Source organism: Jeongeupia chitinilytica (assembly GCF_014652315.1).
Lineage (GTDB): Bacteria > Pseudomonadota > Gammaproteobacteria > Burkholderiales > Chitinibacteraceae > Jeongeupia > Jeongeupia chitinilytica.
On record NZ_BMYO01000006.1, the window covers coordinates 242,522 to 268,245 of the forward strand.

Below are 25,724 nucleotides of genomic sequence, written 5' to 3' on the forward strand. Positions count from 1 at the left end.
GAAAAACGGGGCCCGGGCCCCGTTTTTCATGGCCGGCGGTTCAGCGCGGCGAGCTTGAGGAAGCGGTAGTAGACGGTTTCGGCGTTGAACACCGCAACCTGGAAACCGGCGGCGCCGTCGAGGAAGCCGCGCTTGACGATATAGGTGCGCACGAAGGCCCACAGGCCGCGGCCGATCGCCTTGGCGAGCGACGCGGATTCGCCGCGTGCGTGGCGCTGGCGGGCGCCGGCCTCGGAATACGTGTCGAGTTTCCGCAGCACGTCGGCGTGCGTCTCGTACGAGTAGTGCAGCAGCGTGCCCCCGAGTGCGGCGGCCGGGCCGTCGAACACCAGCCGCTCGTGTACCAGATCGTCGGAAAAGCGCGCCGCGCCGCGCCGGAACAGCCGCGGAATCCAGTCCGGATACCAGCCCGAATGGTGCATCCAGTGGCCGCAGAAGCTCGACAGCCGGTTCAGCCGGTAGACGTCGGCCTGCGGCGCCGCAATCGCCGCGCGAATCGACGCGGCGAGTTCGGGCGTGACGACTTCGTCGGCATCGATCAGCAGCACCCAGTCGGTGTCGAGCAGCGCCACCGCGCGGTTCTTCTGCACGCCGAAGCCGGGCCAGTCGCAGGATACGGCGACGCTGGCACCGTGCGCTTCGGCAATTTGCACGGTCGCGTCGCTGCTGCCCGAGTCGAGCACGGCGATCCGGTCGGCGAAGGCCAGCGCCGACAGGCATTCGGCGAGGCGGGCTTCGGCATTCTTGGTGATCAGGGCAACGCCCAGGGTTGCTGCTGGCATGGGAAGGCGTGGCTGAAAACTGGATATAATCGGACAAACGCCGGTGCATCCACAAGCCCGGCCCCTCACGCGGTCACCCAGATGAACATACTCGTTACCGGCGCAGCCGGCTTTATCGGCCTGCATCTTGCCCAGCGCCTGCTTGCCGCCGGCCATACCGTCCACGGCATCGACAGCATCAACGCCTATTACGATCCGGCGCTCAAGCGCGCGCGACTGGCGCAGCTGGCGCCGCGGACCGGTTTCAGCTTCGAAGAACGCGACCTGGCCGATCCGGCCTGTGTGGCACTGATCCGCGACGGCGGCTACGACGCCGTCGTGCACCTCGCCGCGCAGGCGGGCGTCCGTTATTCGCTCGAGGCGCCGCTGGCGTACAGCGATGCCAACCTGGTCGGGTTCACCCATGTGCTCGAAGGCTGCCGTCACGGCAAGGTCGGCCAGCTGATCTTTGCCAGCTCGTCGAGCGTATACGGCGGCAACCGCAAGCTGCCGTTTGCCGAAACCGATTCGGCCGACCACCCGGTCAGCTTCTACGCGGCAACGAAGCGTGCCAACGAGCTGATGGCGCACAGCTACGCCCACCTGTACGGCCTGCCGGTGACCGGGCTGCGCTTCTTCACCGTCTACGGTCCGTGGGGCCGGCCGGACATGGCGTACTACAAGTTCGCGCAGAAGATCGTCAACGGCGAGACCATCGACGTCTACAACCACGGCAGGATGCGCCGCGATTTCACCTACATCGACGAAATCATCGCCGGCATCGAAGGCCTGCTCGCCAAACCGGCGACGCCCGACGCCGGGTTCGACGTGATGGCGCCCAAGGCGGGCACCAGCTGGGCGCCGTACCGGATCCTCAACATCGGCGGCAACAATCCGGTGCCGCTGATGGACTTCATCGCCACGCTGGAAAAGCACCTCGGCGTGACAGCCAACAAGAACTACCTGCCGATGCAGGACGGCGACGTGCCGGAAACCTATGCCGACACCCGGGCGCTCGAAGCCATCGTCGGCCCGGTCGCGCGGATCTCGCTCGACGAAGGGCTCGGCCGCTTTGTCGCGTGGTTCAAGGATTATCACGGTGTCTGATGCGCCGTTCCGTCGTGCGCTCGTCATCAAGCTGCGCCACCACGGCGACGTGCTGCTGACCGGTCCGGTGTTCAGCACGCTGACCGAGGCGCATCCGGGCATCGAGGTCGACGCGCTGGTGTACTCGGACACGCAGGACATGCTGACCCTGCACCCGCACGTGCACACGGTACACACGATCGGCCGCGACTGGCGCAAGCTGGGCCCGCTGGCGCAGCTGTCGCGTTACTGGGGGCTGTACAAGGCGCTGAAGTCGCGCGACTACGACCTGATCGTCCACCTGACCGACCACTGGCACGGTGCGCGGCTGGCGCGCCTGCTGAAGCCGCGTGTCTCGGTCGCGCCGAACGTGAAGAAAACCAGCGCGCGCGCCAGCAAAGCGTGGGCGAAGTCGTTCACCGCGCGTTACCCGGTCGTCGGCGGCAACCGCCGCCATACGGTCGACATCCATCTCGACGCGCTGCGCCGGATCGGCATCCAGCCGACCGAAGCGAGCAAGCCGCTGCGCTTCGTCGCCGGTCCCGACGCCGAGGCGTCGGTTCAAACCAAGCTCGCCGAACACGGTGTCGCAAGGGGCGGTTACCTCCTGATCCACCCGACGTCGCGCTGGCTGTTCAAGACCTGGCCGGTGGCGCACGTGGCGACGCTGATCGACGCGCTGACCGCCCGTGGCGACACCGTGGTGCTGTCGGCGGCACCGTCAAAGGCCGAACTCGACTGGATCGCCCAGCTCAAGGCGAAACTGGCGCGGCCGGTGGCCGACCTGTCCGGCCAGCTGTCGCTGAAGGAGCTTGGTGCGCTGATCGCCGGCGCGCGCGCCTTCGTTGGCGTCGATTCGGTGCCGATGCACCTCGCCGCGGCGACGCAGACGCCGGCCGTGGCCTTGTTCGGCCCGTCCGGCGACATCGAATGGGGGCCGTGGCGCGCGCCGCACCGGCTGATCACCGAGCCGTTCACCTGTCGCCCCTGTGGCCAGGACGGCTGCGGCGGCAGCAAGGTCAGCGACTGCCTGACCGCGATCACGCCCGAACGCGTACTCGCCGAACTCGACGGACTGCTTGCCGAAACGGGCCGTGGAGTGAGCCGTTGACCGCGCCGATCCGGCTGGCCATCGTCCGGCAGAAGTACAACCCGCACGGTGGCGCCGAGCGCTTCGTCGCGCGCGCGCTCGACGCGCTGGCGGCGCGCGGCGCACTCGACGTGACGCTGCTGGCGCGGCAGTGGCAGCAGGGCGACAGCAGCTGGCACAGCGAGACGGTGAATCCGCGCTACTCGGGCCGGCTCGGCCGCGACCGCGGCTTTGCCCGTGCGGTGCAGAAGCGGCTGAAGAACTTCGATCTGGTGCAGAGCCACGAACGCATTCCCGGTGCGGCGATCTTCCGTGCCGGCGACGGCGTGCACGCCGTCTGGCTCGAGCAGCTGTCGCGCGTACAGGGCCTGTCGGCGCGGCTGATCCGCTTCTTCAGCCCCTATCACAGCTATGTATGCCAGGCCGAGACCGAGATGTTCCGGCACCCGGCGCTGCAGACGGTGATCTGCAATTCCAAGCTGGTCCGCGACGAGATCGCCGACCGCTTTGCCGTGCCCGATCACAAGCTCGAACTGATCTACAACGGCGTCGATACGGACGCCTTCCACCCGGACCTGGTGCGTCACCGTGTGGCGATGCGCGACGAGTGGCAGGTGCCGCAGGATGCACCGCTGCTGGCCTACGTCGGCTCTGGTTTTGCCCGCAAGGGTGTGGCGACCGCGCTTGAAGCGATCGTGCCGCATCCCGGCGTCCACCTCGTGATCGCCGGCGCCGACAAGCACGCCAAACGCTACCGGAAGCTGGCCGAGACGCTGGGCGTTGCCGCGCGGGTGCGTTTCCTCGGCGGTGTCGCCGATGTCAAGCCGGTCTATGGCGCGGCCGATGCACTGATCCTGCCGACGTTGTACGACCCGTTTCCGAATGTCTGCGTCGAAGCCTTTGCCGCCGGGCTGCCGGTCTTCACCAGCCCGATGTGCGGTGCGGCGGAGTGGATCAGCGAGGGCGTGAACGGCTGGACCAACGATGCGCTCGACGTCGAAGGCTACCGCAGCGCCGTCGGCATCTGGCTGGCGCGCCGCGACGAATGGCCCGCGCTGCGCATGGCCGCGCGCAAGACGGCCGAACCCCATACCCTGGCCCGCATGGCCGGCGAGCTCGAAGCGCTCTACGCCCGCCTGCTGGCCCGGACCGACCAGACCTGAAGAGAATCCGATGCGCATTCTGCATACCGAATCATCGTGCGGCTGGGGCGGCCAGGAAATCCGCATCCTGACCGAAGCCGCCGGCATGCTGGCCCGTGGCCACCAGGTGACCATCCTTGCCTGCCCGAATTCGAACATCTACCCGGCCGCGCTCGAACGCGGCATTCCGGCGGTGGCCTTGCCGATCGAGAAAAAGCGCGTCGGCAGCCTGCTGGCGATGCGCGGCTGGCTGGCCCGGCACAAGCACGAGTTCGACGTGATCAACACCCACAGCTCGACCGATGCCTGGCTGGTCGCCGTTGCCGGGGCGACGCTGTCCGGCGTGCCGCCGGTGGTGCGCACCCGCCACGTGTCGACCGACATCAACAGGAGCGCGACGACGCGCTGGCTCTACCTGAACGCGACCCGCCACATCGTCACCACCGGCGAGCGCCTGCGCAAGACGCTGAACCGCGACAACGGCTTCCCGCTGAACCGGATGACGTCGATCCCGACCGGCGTCGATCTCGAACGCTTCACGCCGCCGCTGAGCCGCAGCGCTGCGCGCGCCAGGCTGGGCTTGGCCGACAAGCCGACCCTGGGCATCCTCGCGACCCTGCGCAACTGGAAGGGCCACGGCTATCTGTTCGACGCGTGGCCGGCGCTGACCGAGCGCTTTCCGGACTGGCAGCTGCTGATCGTCGGCGACGGCCCGCAGCGGCAGAACCTCGAGCGCCGCGTTCTTGAGGCCGGCTGGACCAACGTGATCTTCGCCGGCAACCGCGACGACGTGCCCGACTGGCTGGCGGCAATGGACCTGTTCACCTTGCCGTCGTACGGCAACGAAGGTGTGCCGCAGGGCATCATGCAGGCGATGGCTTGCGGGCTGCCGGTCGTGAGCACCCCGGTCGGCGCGATCGCCGAAGCGGTGCTCGACGGCCAGACCGGCACGCTGGTGCCGCCGCAGGATGCGAAGGCACTGACCGAGGCGCTGGCCACGCTGATGGGTGACGCCGCGCAGCGGCAGCGTTATGCCTCGGCCGGGCTGGCGCACGCGCGCACTACCTTCGGGCTCGAGCGCATGCTCGACCGGATGGAAGCGGTATTCGGCGCCGCCATCGCCCGATGATCCAACCCGCCCTGACTCCACAGACTCCGGTCCGGCGCATCCTCGTCATCGTCGTTGCGCGCTTCGGCGATACGCTGCTGGTGACGCCGGTGCTGCGCCGGCTCAAGGCCGCCTATCCGGACGCCGAGCTGACCGTCATGGCCCACCATCGCCGTGCCGAGGTGCTCGAACACCTGCCTTTCATCGACCGGCTGGCGACGATCTCCAAGCGCAGCGCGCCGTGGCGTGGCCGTTTCGGGCTGAAGCACTACGATCTGGCGCTGGTCTACGGCGACGACAGCGAGTTCACCGATTACGCCGCGCGGGTGTCGCGCAAGGTCGTTGCTTTCGGTTCGGGCTCCGCCGCGGCCAACGTGACGCTGGTACCTCCCCCGTCGCAGCCGACGCCGGCGCAGCAGGAACGCGCGATGCTGCTCGCACCGCTGGGTCTGGCCGTCGACGACTGGCGGCTTGCGTACACGGTGACACCGGCCGAGGCCGCGAAGGCCGATGCGTGGGTTGCCGGCCGGCGGCTGGTCGGCCTGCAGCTGCAGAGCTTCCCGGCCAAGGCCTACCGCGACTGGCCGCTGGGCCATTTCGCCGAGCTGGCCCGGCGCCTGCTCGCCAGCTATCCCGACGTGCAGCTGGTGCTGCTCGGCGGCCCCGAGGGCCGTGACGCGGCGCTGAAGCTCGAAGCCGAACTGGCATCGGACCGCGTCAGCGTGCTCGCCGGCACGGTGACGATGCGCGAAAACGCCGCGATCATGGCGCGGCTGGCGCTGTACGTCGGCGTCGATACCGGCCCGACCCATCTCGCCGGCGCGCTCGGCGTGCCCATGGTCGCGATGTACCACGCCTTCCACCCCGGTTACCTGCTCGCACCGCTGCAGCACCCGGCGCTGACCGTGCTCGAGCACCCGGAAGCCGGCGAGGACGCGCGTCGCGATGCGCCGATGGCCGACATCAGCGTCGATACCGTCTGGGCTGCCGTGCAGCAACGACTCGGAGACGACTGACATGTGCGGCATCGCCGGTTTTTTCCTCCCCGAGGTTCTGCCGAGAACGGCCATCGACGCGGCCATCGACGCCCTGCGCCGGCGCGGCCCCGATGCCGCGCACGTGACCGGCTGGCGCCGTGACGGCAGCCGCAGCGATACCGACGCGGAATGCGGCCTGCTGCACCGCCGGCTGTCGATCCGCGATCCGCGCCCCGAGGCCGACCAGCCGATGCGCAACGACGCCGGCGACATCTGGATCTGTTACAACGGTGAGGTTTACGGCTGGGAGGACGACGCGGCCGCGCTGGCGCGCGAAGGTGTCGTGTTCAACACCCGCTCCGATACCGAATTCATCCTGCGCGGCTACGAGCGCTGGGGCTTCGCGGCGCTGCTGCCGAAGCTGCGCGGCATGTTCGCGCTGGCCATCCTCGACTGGCGCACCCGTACGCTGTGGCTGGCGCGCGACCGGCTGGGCCTCAAGCCGCTGATCTACCACCACGGCGACGAAGGCCGCTTCGCCTTCGGCTCGCTGGTGCGTGCGGTGATGCCGCTGGTGCCGGCCTCAGCGCGCAAGCTCGATGCCGACGGCCTCGCCGCCTACCTGGCGCACCGCTACATCCCGGCGCCGCGGACGATCTTCAGCGGCCTGCGCCGGCTCGAAAACGGCCACCTGCTGCGTTACGACCTCGACAGCGGCAAGCTCGAAAACCGTGCCTACTGGCAGCCCGCAGCGGGCGAGGGCGAGCCGCTGGCGCTGCTCGACGAGGCCATCGGCCTGCGCACCGTTGCCGACCGGCCGGTCGGCGTGTTCCTGTCGAGCGGTGTCGATTCGGTCGTGATCGCCAGCCGGCTGGCCGCGCAAGGCCACAAGGATCTGAGTACCTATACCGCCGCTTTCGCGGGCAGCACGCTCGACGAATCCGGTGCGGCCGCCGGCATCGCCAAGCATCTTGGTTTGCGGCACGAACGGATCGAGGTGCCGAATACCATCGCGGCCGATTTCGACGAGATCGTTGCGACCCTCGACGAGCCGTTCGCCGATCCGTCGGCGCTGCCGATGTGGTATCTGTCGCGGCAGACCAGCGAGCAGGTCAAGGTCGTGCTGTGCGGTGACGGCGGCGACGAGCTGTTCGCCGGCTACAAGCGTTATCGCCAGCATCTGCGATCGAGCTGGCGCGGTGGTTTCCGCTTGCCGCTGCCGTACAAACCGGACGTGCTCGGGCGCAACAAGCTGGCGCAGGAAGCGGGTCTTTCATGGGGCGACGCCTACAGCCTGCGCTTTTCGGGCTTCAGCCCGCAGCAGCGCGCCGCGCTGATGCCGACCAGGCCGGCGCGACCGCACTACTGGCGCGACGGCGTGGCGGCGGCGAGCCCGGTCGAATCGCTGCTGAACCGCGATCTGGCCAATTACCTGCCCGAGTACATCCTGCGCAAGGCCGACCTCGTGACGATGGCGCACGGCCTCGAAGGCCGCGCACCGCTGCTCGACCACCATTTCGTCGCCAGCGTGCTGGCGCAGCCGGCGGCCAGGCGTTTTACCGATCCGGCCAAGCAGCTGCTGGCGCCGGCGATGGCCGGCCTGCCCGACGCGCTGAACCCCTTCCTGCAGAAGAAGCGCGGTTTCAATCCGCCGCTGACGCACTGGCTCTCGAGCGATCTGGCCGACCGCTACGCCGGGCTTGGCGCAAGGCTGGCCGTGAATAGTGACGGCTTGCTCGACGCCGTCGCCGTCGATACGCTGGTTGCCGCCTATCGCGAGGGCAACCGCCGCTACGCCGAACAGGTGTTGCAGCTGTTGATGCTCGACGCGTCGCTGGCGCAACTGAAGCAACTGGATACGGAACTGCGATGAAAATCGGCTTTATCGACGTCACCGCGACGGTGTCGTTCGGCGGCGTGCAGACCGCCGTCTGGCAGCTGGCGGCGGCGCTGACCGACCTCGGCCATGAAGTCCACGTGATCGGCGGCAACGGCGACATCCGCCCCGATCTCGGCGGCCGCGACATCGGGGTGCATACCTTTGCGTTCCGCTCGCGCGAGCGTTTCCCGAACTTCGGCAGCCGCTTCCGCCGGCTGGCCGAGCGCTACAGCATGGCGCGCAACGCCAGGCAGGCCGTTGCCGGGCTCGATCTCGACTGGGTCGTGCTGACCAAACCGTTCGACTTCTTCTGGCCGCATTTGATGCCGGCCGGCAGCCGCACCCGTTTTGCCTTCATGAGTGGCGGCACCGATTTCTTCCGTGGCGACCGCAAGCTGGCCAAACGTATCGATGCATGGATGGCGTGCAGCCACTTCAACGCCTGGCAGCTGCAGCACCACTACAAGCGCTTCCCCAAGGTGATCTACAACGGCGTCGACGTCGACCATTTCCGCCCGCTGGACGGCGCGGCCAGGCGCGCCGAACTCGGCATTGGCGAGGACGAGTTCGTGCTGGCCTTCGCCGGCCGGCTGGTCGGCTGGAAGGGCATCCGGGTCGCGATCGATGCGCTGGCGCAACTGAGCGACGTGAAGGCGCGGCTGCTGCTGATCGGCGGCGGAGACGCGCTCGACGAGCTGAAAGCGCAGGCGCAAAAACTGGGTCTGGCCGGGCGCGTGCTGTTCGTGCCGGCGCAGCCGCACGCCAGCCTGCCCGACTGGTACGCTGCGGCCGACGCCGGTGTATTCCCGAGCATCGGCGACGAAGCGTTCGGCATCACCATCGCCGAGGCGATGGCGTGCGGACTGCCGGTGATCGCCAGCCATATCGGCGGCATCCCCGAGGTCGTCGGCAACGAAGGCAGCTGCGGCGTGCTGGTCAGCCCCGGCGACGCATCGGCGATTGCCGACGCGGTGCGCTCACTGCACGGATTGCCCGACCGCGGCCGGGCGATCGGCGAACGCGCGCGCGCGCGCATCGTTGGCCTATACACATGGACGCAATCGGCACAGCGGCTGCTGGCCGCGCTGGGCGATGCGCAGGGAGACCGGGCATGAGGCTCGCGTATATCGATCCGCACCCGGTGCCCGGCGGCGACGTCGAGGCGCTGCAGATCCTGCAGAACGTCGATGCGCTGGCGCGGGTCGGCGTGATGGTCGATCTGGTGACGCCGACGGCGACGTTCGACACCCAGGCCATCCTCGGCCGGCCGCTGGCCGCCGGGGTGATCCTGCATCCGCAGATCGACTGGCGCCGGCGCTGGTTCTTCCCGGTCAACAGCAACCTGCCGTTCTTCATCCAGGCGGTGCGCTGGCTCAAGCGTCATCACGTCGACGCGGTCTTCGTGCGCAACCTCAAGCTGGCCGACTACCTGCTGGCGCACTGCCCCGGCGTGAAGCTGTTTTTCGAAACGCATGAAATCTTCGCCCAGACCTACCGCGAGGACCATCCGCAGCTGCGCGGCAAGCAGGCCGGCAAGCACGCGACGCTGCGCGAACGCGAGGCCAATGTCTACAGCAAGTCCACCGGCCTGTTCGCGCTGACGCAGCTGCTGATCGACGACGTGCGCCGCGACTATCAGGTGCGTACGCCGGCCTGGGTTGCCGCCGACGGCGTCGACCTGACGGCGGCGAATGCGGCGTTCACCGATGCACCGTGGTCGCCGTCGGCGCCGGCCCGGCTGCTGTACCTCGGCAGCCTGCACCCGTGGAAAGGCGTGCCGACGCTGATCGAGGCGATGGCTCATGTCGACGGTGCAAGGCTGACGATCGCCGGTGGCAACGCCGAGCGCATCGACGAACTGCGCGCGCAGGCGATGGCACTCGGCGTCCACGGCAGGATCGATTTCATCGGTGCGATTGCGCCGGCCAAACGTTTCGCGCTGATTGCCGAACACGATATCTGCCTGCTGCCGCTGACCGAAACCAGCATCGCCAGCCGCTATACCTCGCCGCTGAAACTGTTCGAATACATGGCGCTGGCCAAGCCCATCGTCGTTGCCGACCTGCCGTCGATCCGCGAGGTGCTGGTGCACGGCGAATCCGGCTGGCTGGTCGCGCCTGCGTCGCCGCAGGCGATGGCCGAAGGCATCAATACGCTGCTGGCCCGGCCCGAGGTCGCCGCGCGGCTGACCGCAACGGCACGCGAACTGGCGCTGCAGTACAGCTGGGAAGCCCGCGCCCACCGGATTGCCGACGCCATCGATGCGACGATCGGCGACGCGACCGCCGGAGCCGCCCGGTGAAGCTGTTGATGACGTGCGCGCCGATTCACCCGGTGCCGCCGCGCCACAGCGCCGCTGTCGAGTGGTGGATGTACCAGGTGGGCCTGCGTTCGCAACACGACATGCTGATCGCGTGCACGCACCAGCCCGGCTATGCGGTCGACGAACGGGTTTCCGAGCGGCTGCGCATCCACCGTGTCGAGATCGGCCGGACGTACAAGCGGCTGTTCCAGAAATGGACCAAGCTCGACCCCTACGGCTATGCTGGTCGGGTGCTGACGCAGGCGCGCCGCAGTGGTGCCGAACTGGTCTACGTCCACAATTCGGTCACCACCTACGCCGAAATCAAGCGCCGCGCGCGCGGGCTGCCGCTGATGCTGCACATGCACAATGAACAGCCGGCGGCGCAGCTGGGCGCCGATGACAGGCTGGTGGTGCCGAGCCGCTACCTGCAGGACTGGTACGCGGCCAACAGCAAGGCACGCGACATCCGTGTGATCGCCAACGGCGTCGATCTCGACGCACCGCGGCAAGCGCCACTGGCGCTGCCTCCGAGTACCAAGCGGACGGTGCTGTTCGCCGGACGTTTCTCCGAGGAAAAGGGCGCACTGGCGCTGGCGAACGCCTTCCTCGCGTCACCCGAACTGGCTGCGCGCTGCCGGTTGCTGCTGGTCGGTGAGAGCGATCCGGCCAGGCTGACCGGTCAGCGCGCCGGCTACGTGCGCACGGTCCGCGACGCGGTCGGCCTGCTTGGCGACGGCGTGTTTGCCGGTTCGCTGCCGCCCGAGGGCATGCAGGCCGCGTACCGCGCCGCCGATCTGGTCGTTGTCCCATCCTTGTTCGAGGAACCGTTCTGCATGGTCGCCATCGAAGCGATGGCCGCCGGCGTGCCGGTGCTGGCATCGCGGCGTGGCGGCATGCCCGAATATCTGGTCGACGGCGAGACCGGCTTCCTGATCGGCGATCCGCTTGACGCGATGGGGCTGGCTGGCGATATCCTGCGCGCACTCGACACGCCGCAACGCGGCGACGTGATTGCGGCGTCAACCGCGATGGTGCGCGCGCGTTTTGGCTGGTCGCGCATCGCCGCCGATTTCGACGCCTACTGCGCTGCTGCCGTCGGCGGCTAGATCCACTACCTCAGGTTTGTTCATGAAACGAGCAGTCAAGTCGGTCATCATGCAGGGCGGTCAGGGCGACGCCATCATGGCCGCATACGGCATGGCGGCGCTGCACGCGCTCAAGCCGGGCATCTTCGCCGACGACGTGGTCTGTTATCCGCGTTCGCTCGCCGCGCCGCTGATCCAGGCGCTGCTGCCGTGGGCCAAGGTGCTGCCGATCGACAAGAGCAACGGCTCGGCGCATCCGCGCTTCTATACCAGTGCCGCGAAGACGACGCTGGGTTCGGCGTACAAGAACTGGTTCGGTCCGGACTGGATCAACAACTTCGCCGAACGCCGCCGACAGGCGTCGACCGGTTATCAGGCTCCCGGCGGTGTGGTGCGGCTGGCGCGCTGGCTGACCGACAAGCGCCTGATCGGCAACACCCGCTGGCGCCGCGAAGCGCCCGACTACTACGCGATCAAAATGTGGGCGCCGCTGGCTGAGTACCATGGCTTCAGCGAAATCGACCTCGGCCGCGCGCTGTACGCGACGGTCGACGAATTGAAGGTAAACATCGGCAACGCCCTCGGCGACTACGTCTCACCGCTGCCGGTGCCGGCATTGGCGGTGTTTCCGAGTGGCGCATCGTTCCAGACGATGCCGCCGGCGTTTCTGGCGCGGCTGGTCGCGGCGCTGCCCGGCGTCGAAGTCCGTGCTTTCTTTGGCCCCGGCGACACGACCATGGCCGACTACGCAGCACTCGGCATCCGCTGCGAGATCACGCCGACACTGAACGACGTGCTCTACGTCCTCAGGCATGCGCTGTCGGTGATCACCGTCGACAGCTTCGTCTCGCACCTGGCGCAACTGTTCGCCGACGGCCACATTGCAGCGATGTCGCACGACCTGCCGGTGCATACCGTCCATCCGGGCGCGACCAGCCGGATCGTGTTCAAGGCCATGCCCTGCGTGCCGTGCAACTACCTGCCCAAGGCCGGGCAATGTGCGGCCGGGTTCAAGCGTTGCGGTGTGTACGAGCGCGATGATTATTTCGATTTGCTACTGCGGACCGTGCGCAGCTCTATCCCGGGTGCATGATGCCGACTCAAAATAGAAGTCCGATCGCCTATGCGATTCTGGTGCTCATGGTGGTGCTGATGCCACTGTCGATCAACACGGCGCTTGCAGGGTTGCGCAACACGAGCCTGGGGTTGTTGCTGATCTTGTCGGTGGCGGCACTCTACCGGCTTCGGCCCAGGATGGACGGCTGGCTGGCTGGTGCCTGGATCGGCTACCTCGTGCTCAACACCGTATCCATTGTGGCAACGCATGGCTGGGCAGACAGTCATTCCGAGTACGTGCGCAGCGTGCTGGGGCCGTCAGTGCTGTTGCTGGCCGTTCTGGCGATCTCGTCCTGTTTCGACGGCAGAATGCAGCTGAAGCTTGGCGTGCTTGCATCGGCGATCACGACGGTGCTTTACGTGCTGGAACTGCACCGTTATCAGGGGGAGTGGGAGATCCGTCTCTACATCCGTGATTACGGTTTCCGTTTTCTCGTTTTTCTGCCCTGGTTGCTGATGGCACTCAAGGCGCCACTGGAACGAAGCTGGCGGCTACTGGTCTGGCCGCTGCTGTTGTTCCAGATGCTGGCGATGGTCATCATGGGTTTTCGCGGCGCATGGTTGACGATGTCGGCAATCCTGCTGCTGTTCGCGATTCGCAATCTCCGTCGCACGCATCTGCTTGCCCTGATCCTGGTTGCCGGACTCGGTTCGGTCGGCGCAGTTTACGCAACCAAGACAATGGCGCCAAAGACCTACGAATTCCTTCATTACAAGCTGTCGCAGCGCGACTCGTCGGGCAGATTGGACAAACTGTGGACCCCGACGGTAACGATGATCGCCGACAGGCCGCTGCTCGGCCACGGCTACGGTAACGCCAACTTCAGCAAAACTTTCGCCGCCGAGGCGCCGAAGCATGACGACTGGGTGTGGAAGGAAGCGACCCACCCGCACAACATCTGGCTCGAGGTCGCGTTTGCGACCGGTCTGGTCGGCGCCGCGCTGCTGCTGACCATCATGCTGCGCAGTGCCTGGCTGTTGTGGTTGCGCAGCCGCGAAGGCAATCCGCTGGCCGAGGCGGCCTTGCTGGGCCTGATCGGTTTCTACGGCGTGCTGGGGATGACGGAGCCGCTGGCATGGGCGCCGTTGGGACTGTTCGCCGGCATCGCGCTGGCGCAGAGCGCGCGTTACGGCAGGCCGGCATGACGAGGGTGCTGCTGATCCGTCGCGACAACATCGGCGACCTGATCCTGACCACGCCGCTGCTCCGTGCGCTCGCAGCGCAGCCGGGCTGGCAAGTCGACGTGCTGGTCAACAGCTACAACGAGGCGATTCTCGACGGCAATCCGGACGTCGCGCGCGTTTACCGCTACAAGAAGCTGCATCACCGCGATGCCGGCGAGTCGGCGTGGCAGGTGATTTCCGAGCGGATCCGTACCGTGCTGGCGATCCGCCGTGCCGGCTACGATATCGCCATCGTCGCCAAGGAGGCGTGGGACAAGCGCCCGCTGCAATGGGCCACGCTGTCCGGTGCGAAGCGCGTGGTCGCGCTGTGCGACGCCGGCCGGCCCGGTCATCCGCGCATCACCGATCTGGTGACGGCGCCCGAGTTCGGCAGCGAGCATCTGGTCGAACGGCTGCACCGGCTGCTGGCGCCACTTGGCATCCACTCGCCACCCGGTCCGCTGCGGCTGTTCGCCGATGCCTTGCGCGTCGCCGCCTTGCGCGCCGAGTACGGTATCGACGGCAGCGTGCCGGTGTATGCGCTGCAGCTCAGCGCCCGCAAGGTCAAGCAGCGCTGGCCGGTCGAGCGGCTGGCGGCGCTGGCGCGGCGACTGGCTGCGGCGGGGCCGTGCCAGCTGGTGATCCTCTGGTCGCCCGGTGCCGCCGACGATCCGCGCCATCCCGGTGACGACGACAAGGCCGCCGCGCTGGTCGCCGCCAGCCCCGGCCTGCCGCTCTTGCCGATCCGCACGACGTCGCTGGCCGAGCTGATGGCGGCGGTGCAGTTGTGCGATCAGGTGATCACTGCCGACGGCGGCGCGATGCATGTCGCAGCCGGGCTCGGCAAACCGGTGGTCGCGCTGTTCGGCAACAGCAACGCCGCGGCATGGGCGCCCTGGAGCGTACCCCACGAAATTCTCCAGACCGAGGAACGCGACGTGAACGCGATCAGCGTCGACGCGGTCTTCGCCGCGCACCGGCGTCTGTGTGGCGCAAGCGACTAGCCGGGGGGGCGCCGGGCCGATAGACTCCGTTCTTTAGCCTCCCGTCGCCCGCCATGCCTGACAGTCATTCCGTCGGCATCGTCGCACCGCAGACCGCGGTCTTCGACGCGCCGATCCAGCTCGCCAGCGGCGCAGTCCTGCCGCGCTTCGAGCTCGTTTACGAGACCTACGGCACGCTCAACGCCGATGCGTCCAACGCCATCCTGATCTGCCACGCACTGTCCGGCCATCATCACGTCGCCGGGCGGCACCAGCCGGACGACAAGGCCGCCGGCTGGTGGGACAACATGATCGGGCCGGGCAAGCCGATCGACACCGACCGGTTTTTCGTCATCGGCGTCAACAATCTGGGCGGCTGTCACGGCTCGACCGGGCCGGCGAGCATCAGCCCGGATACCGGCACGCCCTACGGCTCGCGTTTTCCTGTGCTGCTGGTGGCCGACTGGGTGCACACGCAGGCGATGCTGGCCGACCGGCTCGGCATCCGCCAGTTCGCGGCGATCATCGGCGGCAGCCTTGGCGGCATGCAGGCGCTGCGCTGGTCCATCACCCACCCGGAGCGTGTCCGCCACGCGCTGGTGATCGCCTCGGCACCGAAGCTGACCGCGCAGAACATCGCCTTCAACGACGTCGCCCGTCAGGCGATCATCACCGATCCGGACTTCCACGGCGGCGATTTCTACGGTTTCGACACCGTGCCGCGCCGCGGCCTGCGGCTGGCGCGCATGCTCGGCCACATCACCTATCTGTCCGACGACGGCATGGGCGAGAAATTCGGCCGGATGCTGCGCAGCGGCGAGTACAAGTTCGGCTACGACGTCGAGTTCGAGATCGAGTCCTATCTGCGCTATCAGGGCGACAAGTTTTCCGACTACTTCGACGCCAACACCTACCTGCTGATGACCAAGGCGCTCGACTATTTCGACCCGGCGCGGCATTACGGCGGAGACCTGGCCGAGGCGATGCGCCAGGCGCAGGCGCGCTTTCTGGTCGTCTCGTTCACCACCGACTGGCGCTTCGCGCCGGACCGCTCGCGCGAGATCGTCAAGGCGCTGCTCGATGCCAAGAAGGACGTCAGTTACGCCGAAATCGAGTCGGCGCACGGCCACGACGCCTTCCTGATGGAGGACGCACCGTACCACGCGCTGATGCGCGGCTATCTGGCGCGCGTTGCCGACGAAGTGAACCCGTTGCCGCAGGAGGCCCGCGCATGAGTACCGCCATCAAGGCACCGGCCGCCGGCGCGCCCGAACTGCGTCCCGACCTCAACCAGATCGGCCACTGGATTGCCCGCGGCGCGCGTGTGCTCGACCTCGGTTGCGGCGACGGCGCGCTGCTGTCGTGGCTGGCCACGCACAAGGACGTGCGCGGCTATGGCGTCGAGATCGATGTCGACGGCGTCGTCGCCTGCATCTCGCGCGGCGTCAACGTCATCCAGAGCAACCTCGAAGCCGGACTGGCCCAGTTCGAGGACGACAGCTTCGACTACGTCGTGCTGTCGCTGACGATCCAGGCCATGCACAACATCGAAGGCATCCTGACCGAAATGGCCCGTGTCGGCCGCACCGGCATCGTCACCTTCCCGAACTTCGGCTACTGGGAAAACCGCTGGCAGATCCTTCAGGGGCGGATGCCGGTATCCGAGACGATTCCGTACGAGTGGTACAACACGCCGAATATCCACTTTTGCACCGTCAACGACTTCGATCAGCTATTGATCAAGCTCGGCATGAAGAACACCGGCCGCGTGGTGCTGGCCAACGGCAAACGCGTCGACTTCCTGCCCAACCTCTTGGGCAACCTTGCCCTGGTCCGTTTCGAGCGCGAAACGAGGAGCTGACATGCGCCCTGGCTGGCTGGCGGTGCTGTGCGCGGTACTGCTGGCCGGTTGTGCCGGCCCCCAGCTCGGCGAGCTGAACTGGCTGTCGCAGCGCCGTCATGGCGGGCCGGGACCGAACCAGTTCGACAACCGCAATGTCTGGCACGACGAAGAAGGGCGTATGCATCTGGCCATCGTCAAGCGCGGCGGCGAGTGGAGCTGCGCCGAGGCCGTACTGGGCCAGGCGCTGGGTTTCGGCCGCTACGAATTCGAGATCGAGAAACTGCCGGACCTCGGTGCCGATCTGGTGCTCGGCTTCTTCAACTATCCGAGTTACGGAACCGCCATCGACGGCACGAACGAGATCGACGTCGAAATCGCCCGCTGGGGCAATCCGGCGCAGCCGAACGGCAACTTCACCGTCTGGCCGGCCGATCCGGCTTTCAGCAAGCAGCGCGGCCATCACGGTTTCGAGGTGCCGCCGGGCGACGGTCCGGTGCAGTTCCGCTTCGACTGGCAGCCGAACGCGATCGATTTCGAAGTGGCTCAGGGCCAGACCGTATTGGCGCGCTGGCGCTACGCGCCGGACAATCCGCTGGCCATGATCCCGCAGCGGCCGCTGCCGGTGATGATCAACTACTGGCTGTTCGAGGGCCGCAAGCCCAAGGCGCGGCCGCCCGAAATCGTCGTCACCGCTTTCCGCTACACGCCGCGCCCGCGCTAGCGCCGGCACGGCTTCCGCCTGGAGACAACAAGATGATCCGTTGGGGCATCCTCGGTTGCGGCAACATTGCCCGCCGTTTCGCACAAGGGTTGGGGCATGTTCCCGACGCGACGCTCGTCGCAATCTGGAACCGTCATACCAACAAGGCCGATGCGTTTGCACGCGAGTTCGGCGGTGCGGCCTACGCCAGCCTTGAAGGGCTGCTCAACAGCGAAATCGACGCCGTCTACATCGCCACACCGCACACCAGCCATGCGCGCCTGGCAATCCGGGCGCTGGCTGCCGGCAAGCACGTGCTGTGCGAAAAGCCGGCGGCCATCAGCGCGGCCGAGCTCGAGACCGTGCTGGCCTGCGCCCTTGAACACGGCAAGCTGTTCATGGAGGCGATGAAGCCGCCGTTCTACCCGCTCTACCGCAAGCTGCGCGAGCAGCTGGAACGCGAGCCGATCGGCCCGGTGGGCTTCGTGCGCGCCGGATTCGCCAATCCCGGGGTGCCGGCGGACCACATGCTCTGGGATCCGGAGATGGCGGGTGGTGGCCTGCTCGACATCGGCATCTACAGCGCTTTCCTCGCCGTCGACTGGCTGGGCCCGATGCACGAAGTGCAGGTGCTCGGCCGGCTGGTCGGCGGCGTCGACAGCTTCGCCAGCGTCAACGCCCAGCACGAGGGCGGGATTGCCCAGCTTTATTGCGGACTCGATCTGGCCGGCAGCGGCGAGGCGTTGCTGTCGGGGCCGGCAGGGCATGTCGTCATCCACGAGAAGTGGTGGAATCCGCAGCGGGCGACGGTCCGTTACGCCGACGGCCGCAGCGTCGAGCTCGACGCGCCGATGAGTGGCAGCGGGCTCAACTACGAAACCGCGCATTTCGGCGCACTGATTCGTGACGGCCTGCGCGAGAGTCCGGTCGTCACCCACGCGCACTCGCGCGCGATGATCGCGATGGTCGATGCCGCCCGTGCCGGACTCGGACTGGTCTACCCGTTCGAAGAGTGAGAACTGCCGTGTGGCGGGCCCGGCGCGCGGCGTAAAATCCGGGCCTGCACCGAATACCGTAGGAGCCTCGCATGATCCGCATCAGCAGCCATTTCGATTCCGGTTCGATCGACGTCGTCGACGCCACCGATCCGGCCAACGTCCGCCTCGCGCTGCGACCCGACAATGCATCGCCGTTCAGGCAGTGGTTCCATTTCCGCGTCTCCGGCGCCCGCGATACCGACTGCGTGTTGCGGATCGGCAATGCCGCCGATTCGGCCTACCCGGACGGCTGGCCCGATTATCAGGCGGTCGCGTCGTACGATCGCGAAAACTGGTTCCGTGTGCCGACCGATTACGATGGCCGGACGCTGACGATCCACCACACGCCGCGGCACGACGCGATCTGGTATGCCTACTTCGAGCCGTACTCGTGGGAGCGCCACCAGCAGCTGATCGGCGGTGCGCTCGAAGCGTCGCCCTGGGTCGAGCTGCTGCCGCTCGGCGTGACGCCGGACGGCCACGATTTCGATGCACTGAAGATCGGCGTCGACACGCCGGGCAAGCAGAAGGTCTGGCTGATCGCACGCCAGCACCCGGGCGAATCCATGGCCGAATGGTTTGCCGAAGGCTTTCTCGAAGCGCTGCTCGATACCCAGAACGCGCTCGGTCGGGCACTGCTGGAAAAGGCGGTGTTCTACGTCGTGCCGAACATGAATCCGGACGGCAGCGTGCGCGGCAACCTGCGCACCAATGCGACGGGCGCGAACCTGAACCGCGAGTGGGCGACGCCGTCGACCGAACGCAGTCCCGAGGTGCTGTGGGTGCGTGCACTGATGCAGCAGACCGGCGTCGACGTCTTCCTCGACATTCACGGTGACGAGTCGATTCCGCACAATTTTGCCTCGGGCTGCGACGACATCCCGTCGTTCTCGAACCACCAGCGCGAGCTGCAGGCCGCGTTCAATGCCGCCTGGCTGGTCGCCAGCCCCGATTTCCAGACCGTGCACGGCTACGAGAACGGCAAGTTCGGTCCGGAAACGCTGACGATCGCGACCAAATGGGTCGGCGAGACCTTCGGTTGTCTGGCGTACACGATCGAAATGCCGTTCAAGGACACGTTCGACCGGCCGGTGCCCGAGGTCGGCTGGAACGGCGAGCGGTCGCGCCAGTTCGGCGCGTCGGTGCTGGCGCCGCTGTGGGCGGTGGTCAACCGCGCGGGCTGAAAAGGCTCAGACGCGCAGCGATACCGAGGTTGCGACGGCCGCGTCGGTCGCCCGCCGGCCCCGTGCACGGCGATCCTGCCGGCCGCGCGTGTCGAGCAGCGCCTTCTGTGCCTGTTGCCGCCGTTCCTCGCCGTTGCGCCGGTCATCGCCACTGCGGCGCTCGACGCCGTTCCAGCCCTCGCCGGGCGCGCGATAGCGTGATTCGGGCGGCAGGCGTTCCTCGTGGACCAGCACCCGGGGGGCCGGGTCGGTGCGCAGAACGGGATGCTCGTATCCGAGCGGTGAGACAGCGGCGACCACGACAAGCGTCCTTCAGGATGATTTGCAATCAATATCGACTGCAAATGCCGCAACTTGATGGCAAGACCGCCCGGCGGTGCCGGGCGGCGGCCTTCAGGGGTGACTCAGTCGGTCAGGCCTTCGAACAGCTTGGTCGACAGATAACGTTCGCCGAACGACGGGATGATGACTGCAATCAGCTTGCCGGCGTTTTCCGGGCGTTTGGCGACCTGGATCGCTGCCCACGTTGCCGCACCGGCCGAGATGCCGCAGAGGATGCCTTCCTGCGTTGCCATGGCCTTGGCGGTGGCGAAGGCGTCGTCGTTGGTCACGCGGATCACTTCGTCGTAGGCGTGGGTGTTCAGCACGGCCGGCACGAAGCCGGCGCCGATGCCCTGGATCGGGTGCGGGCCCTTGGCGCCGCCCGACAGCACCGGGCTGGCGTCCGGCTCGATCGCGATCGCCTGGAACGACGGTTTGCGCGCCTTGATCACCTCGGACACGCCGGTGATCGTGCCGCCGGTGCCGACGCCGGCGATCAGGATGTCGATCTGGCCGTCGGTATCGTTCCACAGTTCCTCGGCCGTGGTCTTGCGGTGGATTTCCGGGTTGGCCGGGTTTTCGAACTGCTGCGGCATGAAGTGGTTGGCATTGGCGTCAACGATGGCCTTGGCCCTGGCGATCGCGCCGCCCATGCCGTCCGGCCCCGGGGTCAGCACCAGTTCGGCGCCATAGCCGCGCAGCAGCGCACGGCGTTCCTTCGACATGGTTTCCGGCATCGTCAGCACCAGCTTGTAGCCGCGCGCCGCACACACCATGGCCAGACCGATGCCGGTGTTGCCCGACGTCGGCTCGACGATGGTCGTGTCGGCGTTGATCACGCCGGCGGCTTCGGCGGCGTCGATCATGCTCACGGCGATCCGGTCCTTCACCGAATGGCTGGGGTTCATGTACTCGAGCTTGGCGACGATGGTCGCCCCGCAATCCTTGGTGACGCGGTTGAGTTTGACGAGCGGCGTGTTGCCGATCAGCGCGGTGACGTCGTTGGCGATCTTCATGGCGATGTTCCTGTCTCAAGGAGTAACCTGAAGATTGTAGCCGCAGCCTGTCAGCTCGTTACAATTGAAGGCTTCAAAGCTTAGAACCCCGGACACTATGCAGATCTACAAAGTCGGCGGCGCCGTGCGTGACCGCCTGCTCGGCCTGCCGGTCAAGGACGTCGACTGGGTCGTCGTCGGCGCCACCGCCGACGAGATGGCCGCGCAGGGCTACCGTGCGGTCGGCAAGGATTTCCCGGTGTTCCTGCACCCGCAGACGAACGAGGAATACGCGCTCGCACGCACCGAGCGCAAGGCCGGTCACGGCTACAAGGGCTTCACGGTCTTTGCCGAACCGAGCGTCACGCTGGAGGAAGACCTCGCGCGGCGCGACCTGACGATCAATGCGATCGCCGAGGACGAACACGGCGCGCTGATCGACCCGCATCACGGTCAGGCCGATCTGCAGGCAAGGTTGTTGCGGCACGTGTCGCCGGCCTTTGTCGAAGACCCGGTACGCATCCTGCGGCTGGCCCGTTTTGCCGCCCGTTTCGGTTTTGCCGTCGCGCCGGAAACGATGGACCTGATGCGGCAGATGGTCGCCGACGGTGAAGTCGACCATCTGGTGGCCGAGCGCGTCTGGCAGGAGTTTGCCAAGGGTCTGATGTGCGAGACGCCGAGCCGGATGTTCGCGGTGCTGCGCGAGTGCGGCGCGCTGGCGCGGATCGCGCCCGAGCTCGATGCACTGTGGGGCGTGCCGCAACGCGCCGACTACCATCCGGAAGTCGATACCGGCGTGCACGTGATGATGGTGCTCGACTACGCCGCCGCGCAGCGCTGGCCGTTGACGACGCGCTTCGCCGCACTGTGCCACGACCTCGGCAAGCCGCTGACCCCCGGCGACGTCCTGCCGAGCCACTACGGCCACGAAGGCAAAGGCGTGAAGGTGGTCGAAGCCTTGTGCGAACGGCTGCGCGTGCCGGCCGACTGCCGCGATCTGGCGGTGATGGTCTGCCGTGACCATACCCACGTGCACCGGGCGAAGGAGCTGCGGGCCGATACCACGCTGGACCTGTTCACCCGTTGCGATGCGTTCCGCAAGCCGGCGCGCTTCGACGAATTCCTCGACGCCTGTCTGGCCGACGCACGCGGCCGGTTGCACTTCGAGGACTGCGCTTATCCGCAGCCGGACTGGCTGCGGCTGCAGCTCGCAGCGGCCAACACCGTCAACGCCGGTGAAATCGCCCGGGGCTGCAGCGACAAGGCGCAGATTCCGCATGCGGTGCGCACGGCGCGGATCCGGGCGATCGAGGCGGCCCGCGCCGCTTAACGCGCTTCCAGTGCCGCGATCCGTGCGCCGAGCTGGGCGACGGCATCGGCGCGATCGCTGGCGTTGTCACGCCGCTCGAGCTGTTCGAGCAGGTTGAAATGCGCCCGCCAGTGGGCAAACTCGCCGTGGGTGTAACCGACGTCGGCGCAGGCACGCGCCAGGGCGGCGTAGCATTCGGCTTCCAGATACGGCGAACCCAGCTGGATCGCGCCGTCGAGCGCCCGGCGCAGGTAATGGTCGGCGGCGTGCGGTTCGCCCTGCGCCAGACAGGTTTCGCCCAGCGCCACCAGATTGACGACCTTGCCCCAGTGGTTGTGGGCGCTGCCGTTGAGCGACAGCGAGCGCTCGAACTGCTGGCGCGCTTCGACCAGCCGGCCCTGCCGCTTGAACAGATAGCCGCGGTAGTAGTAGAGCTCGGGCTCGAATTCGCAGAAGCCCAGCCGCGGCAGCAGCGTTTCGGCTTCGGCCAGTTCGATGCCGGCCGCCGCATCCTCGCCGCAGCGGTAGTGGTGGGCGGCAATGTTGATGTGCAGGCCGAAACGCACGTCGAGCCGGTCGACCTGCGGCAGGACGCGGCGGGCCTTGTCCAGCATGGCCGAAGTCGGCCCCGGGGCCACCAGCATGAAGTACAGCTTGGCCATGCCGAGATAGCCGAACAGCTGCGCCAGTGCGAGCCCCTGCACCAGGCCGCGCTCCAGCAGCGCCAGCCAGTGCACTTCGGCCTGCTGGTAGCGGCCCAGGCCGTAGCGGACCTCGGCGGCGATATGGGTGGCCTCGCTCCACAGCGTCATGTCGCCGATCGACTCGGCCAGCTCGGCGGCGGCGACACAGGCGGGATGGGCCTCGTCGCAATCGGGCATGGCGAATGCTGCCCGGCCGGCCTGCAGCCAGGCACGGGCCTCGCCCTCGCGGTACGAGATGGCCCTGGCGCGTTGCTGGGCCTGGTTGGCCAACGCCAGAGCTTCGGTCGGTTGCGAGTGGGTCAGGGTGGCGGCGACCGCGAGGGTCTGGTCGATTTCGGCGCGCAGGTTGAACGTGCGCGGGTGTTGCGGTGCCGACATGGGATACGCGTGCAGATACAGACAGGGCCGATCATAAAGAGCACCCCGGCCCCGGTAAACCGGATCAACCGTTCGTCGGTACGGATGCGCCATTCAGGTCACATCGCCACAAGCGGTGCCGCACAGCAAAAAACGGTCGTCATCGGGCATTCCCGACGGGGCCGACCGGAGGACGGGACGGACCGGCGTCGGGATGCGGTACAGTATTAGCAAATGCTGTATCAGAATGCAGACAGGTCTGTTTGTTGTTCATTGTGGGATTGCTGGCGGATCACTAACATTCAGCGTTCGCTTTTCAGCAGCAGCATACGTCAAAAATACATTCATTCTCGTATGAATGTTTATCGGGAGAAATCATGAGGTATCCACAACGGCTGTGCATGACCCTGGCTGCGGCGGGCGCTTTCGCTCCGGCCATCACGACTGCGGCCGCCTGCGCGCCAGCGTGGAATGCCGCCACGGTGTACGTGTACACCGTGCAGGCCAGCCGGAATGGCCACAACTTCAAAGCCAACTGGTGGACCAAGGGTCAGGACCCTGTGCGCTATGCCGGCAGTACCGGTAGCGGCATGCCGTGGACGGACCTCGGTGTGTGCGGCGCCCCGACTCCGGTGCCAGCACCAGTCCCGACCCCGGTTTCGGCGCCAGCTCCGGCTCCGGCTCCGGCTTCAGCGCCAACGCCGACGCCGACGCCGACGCCGACGCCGACCCCGACGCCGACCCCGACGCCGACCCCGACCCCGACCCCGACGCCAACGCCAACGCCAACGCCGACCCCAGCTCCGGTTCCGACGCCGGTCCCGACTCCGGCGCCAGTGCAGGACCCGGCTTTCGATGGTGTCGACAACCACTCCCCGGTCCTGCACAGCGCGAAGGGCTGGCGTGACGGCAACACGATCTATCTGCCGGTAGGCAGCACGTTCGACCCGGCACTCACCGCCTGGGACGTCGACGAGGGCGACCTGACCGGCAAGATCCAGCTCGTTTCGTCGAACCTGAACACGGCGGTGCCGGGCAGCTATTCGGTCAAGTACAGCGTCACCGACGGCTGGGTCAGCACTGTCGTCGGCGGCGGCTACCCGACGACGATGACGCTCACCGCCCAGGTTTACGACCCGCAACAAGGCCTGCCGTCGCAAACGCTGGCCGTCGACCGTCTCTGGAACGCCGAAACTCAGGGCAGCGGCTCGGCCTACGTGAACGCGGGTCAAAGCGTGAGCAGGGCGATCCGCGTCGATTCGGCCGCGCTGCCGTTCCCGACCCAGTCGGTGAACGTCACCGGCGTCACGGTCAAGGAAACGATGTGGGGCGGCAGCAGCCGGTCGTTCTACCTGCAGGTCACCGACAAGGCCTCGAACGCCGTCGTTTACGGCGCGGCAACGACGCTGAACAGCGGCACGACGCTGACGCTGTCAAACCCGCTGACGCTGCAGCCCGACCACGACTACGTGTTCACGATCCGTTACGACGCCGGCAACAGGCAGGGCTTCGCGCTGGTCAACGGCAGCGCCGACCTGTGGCTGCAGCTGGCGGGGACCGAAATGCAACCGGTCGACCCGTACGCCGAGATTGTCGCGCCGGCATCCAACCGGCTTGCCTACGACATCGGTTATGCAGCCAATTCACCGAAGGCCAAGCTGTTGAGCACGTCGGGCAGCGAAACGCTGGTGGTCAACAAGCGTGCCGGCGCGCCGGCGCTGTACTACACGGTCGCCGATTCATCGGTCGCATCGCTGGCGCTTGCGAGTGCCGCGAACACCGACCAACTGACGCTGTCCGGACTCAAGGCCGGCGAAACCAACCTGCTGGTCTGGGCGAACGGCCAGGTCGTCGACTCGGTCCGGCTGATCGTGACGCGGCCGAAGACGATCACGCTGTCGTACTCGTACATCGCCTTCCCGAACGAGCAGTACACGCACCTGCAAGCCGACGGCGCGGCGATCCAGTCGCAGATCAGCCGCAACTACGTGCCGTACAACATCACGGTCAACTGGGTCAACAACGGCCAACTGACTTACGACTGGGATTCGAATGGCGACGGCGATTCGGCGGTGCCGGCGGCGGACCAGTCGGCGGCGTTCAACAACGGCGTCATCCCGAACCAGGGCAGCGTGTTCTCGAACGTGTTCGTCGAACGGCGCTACAAGACGACCAAGGGGTGCGCGTCGACCAGCTCGGGCTCGTCGATCAAGAACGGCGCCGGCGATGCGCCGCCGCGCGCGGCGTTCCGTTCGGCGTGCACGACCAGCGCGCCGTATGATTCGGCGATGACGCTGACGCACGAGGTCGGCCACAACCTCGGCCTGTCGCACTACGCGGGGAGCGATCCGAATGCGCCCGGTACGTACATGACGGTCGGTACGCGTCTCGATCCGGGCTTCTTCGCCTTCCAGTGGCGGACGATCCACGACACGCTCGAAGCGCGCCATGCGGCGGGTGATGCCGGGGTCGGCGTGCAGTAGCCGGCCTGGCTGAAGGGGGGCCCGGCAGGGTCCCCTTTTTCACGCGGCAGCATCGTCAGGTGGAGCCACCGGTTGTCGGTCCGCGCTGAGGTCCG

General features: G+C 67.2%; 23 protein-coding genes. 19 read left to right on the top strand and 4 right to left on the bottom strand.

Translation table 11 applies throughout. The features are described 5' to 3' along the window. Window positions 1-26 precede the first annotated feature (26 nt). Window positions 27-782 (bottom strand): glycosyltransferase family 2 protein, encoded by a 756-nt coding sequence (locus IE097_RS12575; RefSeq protein WP_189461192.1) that lies wholly within the window; start codon window positions 780-782, stop codon window positions 27-29. 81 nt (window positions 783-863) lie between these two features. On the opposite strand from IE097_RS12575, the gene IE097_RS12580 reads away from it, so the two are divergent. The 17 genes from IE097_RS12580 (at window position 864) to IE097_RS12660 (ending at window position 19,460) form a co-directional block, all read left to right on the top strand. Next, a complete protein-coding gene (locus IE097_RS12580) occupies window positions 864-1,868 on the top strand; it encodes an NAD-dependent epimerase (RefSeq protein WP_189461193.1) in 1,005 nt (334 codons plus the stop codon). Next, window positions 1,861-2,958: a putative lipopolysaccharide heptosyltransferase III gene (gene rfaQ / locus IE097_RS12585; RefSeq protein ID WP_229797571.1), complete on the top strand. Its 1,098-nt coding sequence runs from the start codon at window positions 1,861-1,863 to the stop codon at window positions 2,956-2,958. Before IE097_RS12580 ends, rfaQ begins: the two co-directional genes overlap by 8 nt. Beyond that, window positions 2,955-4,100, top strand: coding sequence for a glycosyltransferase family 4 protein (locus tag IE097_RS12590; RefSeq protein ID WP_229797572.1), 1,146 nt, complete (start codon window positions 2,955-2,957; stop codon window positions 4,098-4,100). Before rfaQ ends, IE097_RS12590 begins: the two co-directional genes overlap by 4 nt. Before the next feature lie 10 nt (window positions 4,101-4,110). Next, entirely contained in the window at window positions 4,111-5,208 is a 1,098-nt protein-coding gene (locus IE097_RS12595) for a glycosyltransferase family 4 protein (RefSeq protein ID WP_189461195.1), read from the top strand. After that, the gene (locus tag IE097_RS12600; RefSeq protein ID WP_189461196.1) at window positions 5,205-6,203 is read left to right on the top strand and encodes a glycosyltransferase family 9 protein; all 999 of its coding nucleotides are present in this window, start codon (window positions 5,205-5,207) and stop codon (window positions 6,201-6,203) included. Before IE097_RS12595 ends, IE097_RS12600 begins: the two co-directional genes overlap by 4 nt. Window position 6,204: 1 nt before the next feature. After that, the gene (gene asnB, locus IE097_RS12605) at window positions 6,205-8,037 is read left to right on the top strand and encodes an asparagine synthase (glutamine-hydrolyzing) (protein ID WP_189461197.1); all 1,833 of its coding nucleotides are present in this window, start codon (window positions 6,205-6,207) and stop codon (window positions 8,035-8,037) included. Then, the gene (locus IE097_RS12610) at window positions 8,034-9,158 is read left to right on the top strand and encodes a glycosyltransferase family 4 protein (RefSeq protein ID WP_189461198.1); all 1,125 of its coding nucleotides are present in this window, start codon (window positions 8,034-8,036) and stop codon (window positions 9,156-9,158) included. Before asnB ends, IE097_RS12610 begins: the two co-directional genes overlap by 4 nt. Beyond that, on the top strand, window positions 9,155-10,345 hold the full coding sequence (locus IE097_RS12615; RefSeq protein WP_189461199.1) for a glycosyltransferase family 4 protein: 1,191 nt from the start codon (window positions 9,155-9,157) through the stop codon (window positions 10,343-10,345). The genes IE097_RS12610 and IE097_RS12615 overlap by 4 nt, the downstream gene beginning before the upstream one ends. Continuing rightward, a complete protein-coding gene (locus IE097_RS12620; RefSeq protein ID WP_189461200.1) occupies window positions 10,342-11,454 on the top strand; it encodes a glycosyltransferase in 1,113 nt (370 codons plus the stop codon). The genes IE097_RS12615 and IE097_RS12620 overlap by 4 nt, the downstream gene beginning before the upstream one ends. Window positions 11,455-11,476: 22 nt before the next feature. After that, window positions 11,477-12,526 (top strand): glycosyltransferase family 9 protein, encoded by a 1,050-nt coding sequence (locus IE097_RS12625; protein WP_189461201.1) that lies wholly within the window; start codon window positions 11,477-11,479, stop codon window positions 12,524-12,526. Continuing rightward, a complete protein-coding gene (locus tag IE097_RS12630; RefSeq protein ID WP_189461202.1) occupies window positions 12,523-13,695 on the top strand; it encodes an O-antigen ligase family protein in 1,173 nt (390 codons plus the stop codon). The genes IE097_RS12625 and IE097_RS12630 overlap by 4 nt, the downstream gene beginning before the upstream one ends. Next, window positions 13,692-14,717: a glycosyltransferase family 9 protein gene (locus IE097_RS12635; RefSeq protein ID WP_189461203.1), complete on the top strand. Its 1,026-nt coding sequence runs from the start codon at window positions 13,692-13,694 to the stop codon at window positions 14,715-14,717. Before IE097_RS12630 ends, IE097_RS12635 begins: the two co-directional genes overlap by 4 nt. Window positions 14,718-14,770: 53 nt before the next feature. Then, on the top strand, window positions 14,771-15,931 hold the full coding sequence (metX, locus tag IE097_RS12640; RefSeq protein ID WP_189461204.1) for a homoserine O-succinyltransferase MetX: 1,161 nt from the start codon (window positions 14,771-14,773) through the stop codon (window positions 15,929-15,931). Continuing rightward, window positions 15,928-16,557 carry a methionine biosynthesis protein MetW gene (metW, locus tag IE097_RS12645; protein ID WP_189461205.1) on the top strand — a complete coding sequence of 210 codons (630 nt, stop codon included), beginning with the start codon at window positions 15,928-15,930 and terminating at the stop codon, window positions 16,555-16,557. Before metX ends, metW begins: the two co-directional genes overlap by 4 nt. 1 nt (window position 16,558) lies before the next feature. After that, the gene (locus tag IE097_RS12650; protein WP_189461206.1) at window positions 16,559-17,260 is read left to right on the top strand and encodes a glycoside hydrolase family 16 protein; all 702 of its coding nucleotides are present in this window, start codon (window positions 16,559-16,561) and stop codon (window positions 17,258-17,260) included. A 32-nt stretch (window positions 17,261-17,292) separates the two neighbouring features. Next, entirely contained in the window at window positions 17,293-18,255 is a 963-nt protein-coding gene (locus tag IE097_RS12655) for a Gfo/Idh/MocA family protein (protein WP_189461207.1), read from the top strand. Between the two features lie 71 nt (window positions 18,256-18,326). Further along, entirely contained in the window at window positions 18,327-19,460 is a 1,134-nt protein-coding gene (locus tag IE097_RS12660) for a M14 family metallopeptidase (protein WP_189461208.1), read from the top strand. A 6-nt stretch (window positions 19,461-19,466) separates the two neighbouring features. Here IE097_RS12660 and IE097_RS12665 read toward each other — a convergent pair whose 3' ends face one another. Continuing rightward, the gene (locus tag IE097_RS12665) at window positions 19,467-19,760 is read right to left on the bottom strand and encodes a hypothetical protein (protein ID WP_189461209.1); all 294 of its coding nucleotides are present in this window, start codon (window positions 19,758-19,760) and stop codon (window positions 19,467-19,469) included. A gap of 104 nt (window positions 19,761-19,864) precedes the next feature. Then, window positions 19,865-20,797, bottom strand: coding sequence for a cysteine synthase A (gene cysK / locus IE097_RS12670; protein ID WP_189461210.1), 933 nt, complete (start codon window positions 20,795-20,797; stop codon window positions 19,865-19,867). A gap of 97 nt (window positions 20,798-20,894) precedes the next feature. On the opposite strand from cysK, the gene IE097_RS12675 reads away from it, so the two are divergent. Further along, window positions 20,895-22,106, top strand: a complete 1,212-nt coding sequence (locus IE097_RS12675; RefSeq protein WP_189461211.1) for a multifunctional CCA addition/repair protein — start codon at window positions 20,895-20,897, stop codon at window positions 22,104-22,106. Here IE097_RS12675 and IE097_RS12680 read toward each other — a convergent pair. Continuing rightward, window positions 22,103-23,167: a tetratricopeptide repeat protein gene (locus IE097_RS12680; protein WP_189461212.1), complete on the bottom strand. Its 1,065-nt coding sequence runs from the start codon at window positions 23,165-23,167 to the stop codon at window positions 22,103-22,105. The genes IE097_RS12675 and IE097_RS12680 overlap by 4 nt on opposite strands. Before the next feature lie 356 nt (window positions 23,168-23,523). On the opposite strand from IE097_RS12680, the gene IE097_RS12685 reads away from it, so the two are divergent. Beyond that, window positions 23,524-25,629 (top strand): immunoglobulin-like domain-containing protein, encoded by a 2,106-nt coding sequence (locus IE097_RS12685; protein WP_189461213.1) that lies wholly within the window; start codon window positions 23,524-23,526, stop codon window positions 25,627-25,629. The last annotated feature ends 95 nt before the right edge of the window (window positions 25,630-25,724 follow it).

Coding starts and splice junctions, on each gene's coding strand:
- metX (WP_189461204.1), top strand. CDS start 14,771: ATGCCTGACAGTCATTCCGTCGGCATCGTCGCACCGCAGACCGCGGTC.
- IE097_RS12635 (WP_189461203.1), top strand. CDS start 13,692: ATGACGAGGGTGCTGCTGATCCGTCGCGACAACATCGGCGACCTGATC.
- asnB (WP_189461197.1), top strand. CDS start 6,205: ATGTGCGGCATCGCCGGTTTTTTCCTCCCCGAGGTTCTGCCGAGAACG.
- IE097_RS12685 (WP_189461213.1), top strand. CDS start 23,524: ATGAGGTATCCACAACGGCTGTGCATGACCCTGGCTGCGGCGGGCGCT.
- IE097_RS12625 (WP_189461201.1), top strand. CDS start 11,477: ATGAAACGAGCAGTCAAGTCGGTCATCATGCAGGGCGGTCAGGGCGAC.
- cysK (WP_189461210.1), bottom strand. CDS start 20,797: ATGAAGATCGCCAACGACGTCACCGCGCTGATCGGCAACACGCCGCTC.
- IE097_RS12610 (WP_189461198.1), top strand. CDS start 8,034: ATGAAAATCGGCTTTATCGACGTCACCGCGACGGTGTCGTTCGGCGGC.
- IE097_RS12615 (WP_189461199.1), top strand. CDS start 9,155: ATGAGGCTCGCGTATATCGATCCGCACCCGGTGCCCGGCGGCGACGTC.
- IE097_RS12675 (WP_189461211.1), top strand. CDS start 20,895: ATGCAGATCTACAAAGTCGGCGGCGCCGTGCGTGACCGCCTGCTCGGC.
- IE097_RS12650 (WP_189461206.1), top strand. CDS start 16,559: ATGCGCCCTGGCTGGCTGGCGGTGCTGTGCGCGGTACTGCTGGCCGGT.
- IE097_RS12680 (WP_189461212.1), bottom strand. CDS start 23,167: ATGTCGGCACCGCAACACCCGCGCACGTTCAACCTGCGCGCCGAAATC.
- IE097_RS12655 (WP_189461207.1), top strand. CDS start 17,293: ATGATCCGTTGGGGCATCCTCGGTTGCGGCAACATTGCCCGCCGTTTC.
- IE097_RS12580 (WP_189461193.1), top strand. CDS start 864: ATGAACATACTCGTTACCGGCGCAGCCGGCTTTATCGGCCTGCATCTT.
- IE097_RS12595 (WP_189461195.1), top strand. CDS start 4,111: ATGCGCATTCTGCATACCGAATCATCGTGCGGCTGGGGCGGCCAGGAA.
- metW (WP_189461205.1), top strand. CDS start 15,928: ATGAGTACCGCCATCAAGGCACCGGCCGCCGGCGCGCCCGAACTGCGT.
- IE097_RS12600 (WP_189461196.1), top strand. CDS start 5,205: ATGATCCAACCCGCCCTGACTCCACAGACTCCGGTCCGGCGCATCCTC.
- IE097_RS12660 (WP_189461208.1), top strand. CDS start 18,327: ATGATCCGCATCAGCAGCCATTTCGATTCCGGTTCGATCGACGTCGTC.
- IE097_RS12630 (WP_189461202.1), top strand. CDS start 12,523: ATGATGCCGACTCAAAATAGAAGTCCGATCGCCTATGCGATTCTGGTG.
- IE097_RS12575 (WP_189461192.1), bottom strand. CDS start 782: ATGCCAGCAGCAACCCTGGGCGTTGCCCTGATCACCAAGAATGCCGAA.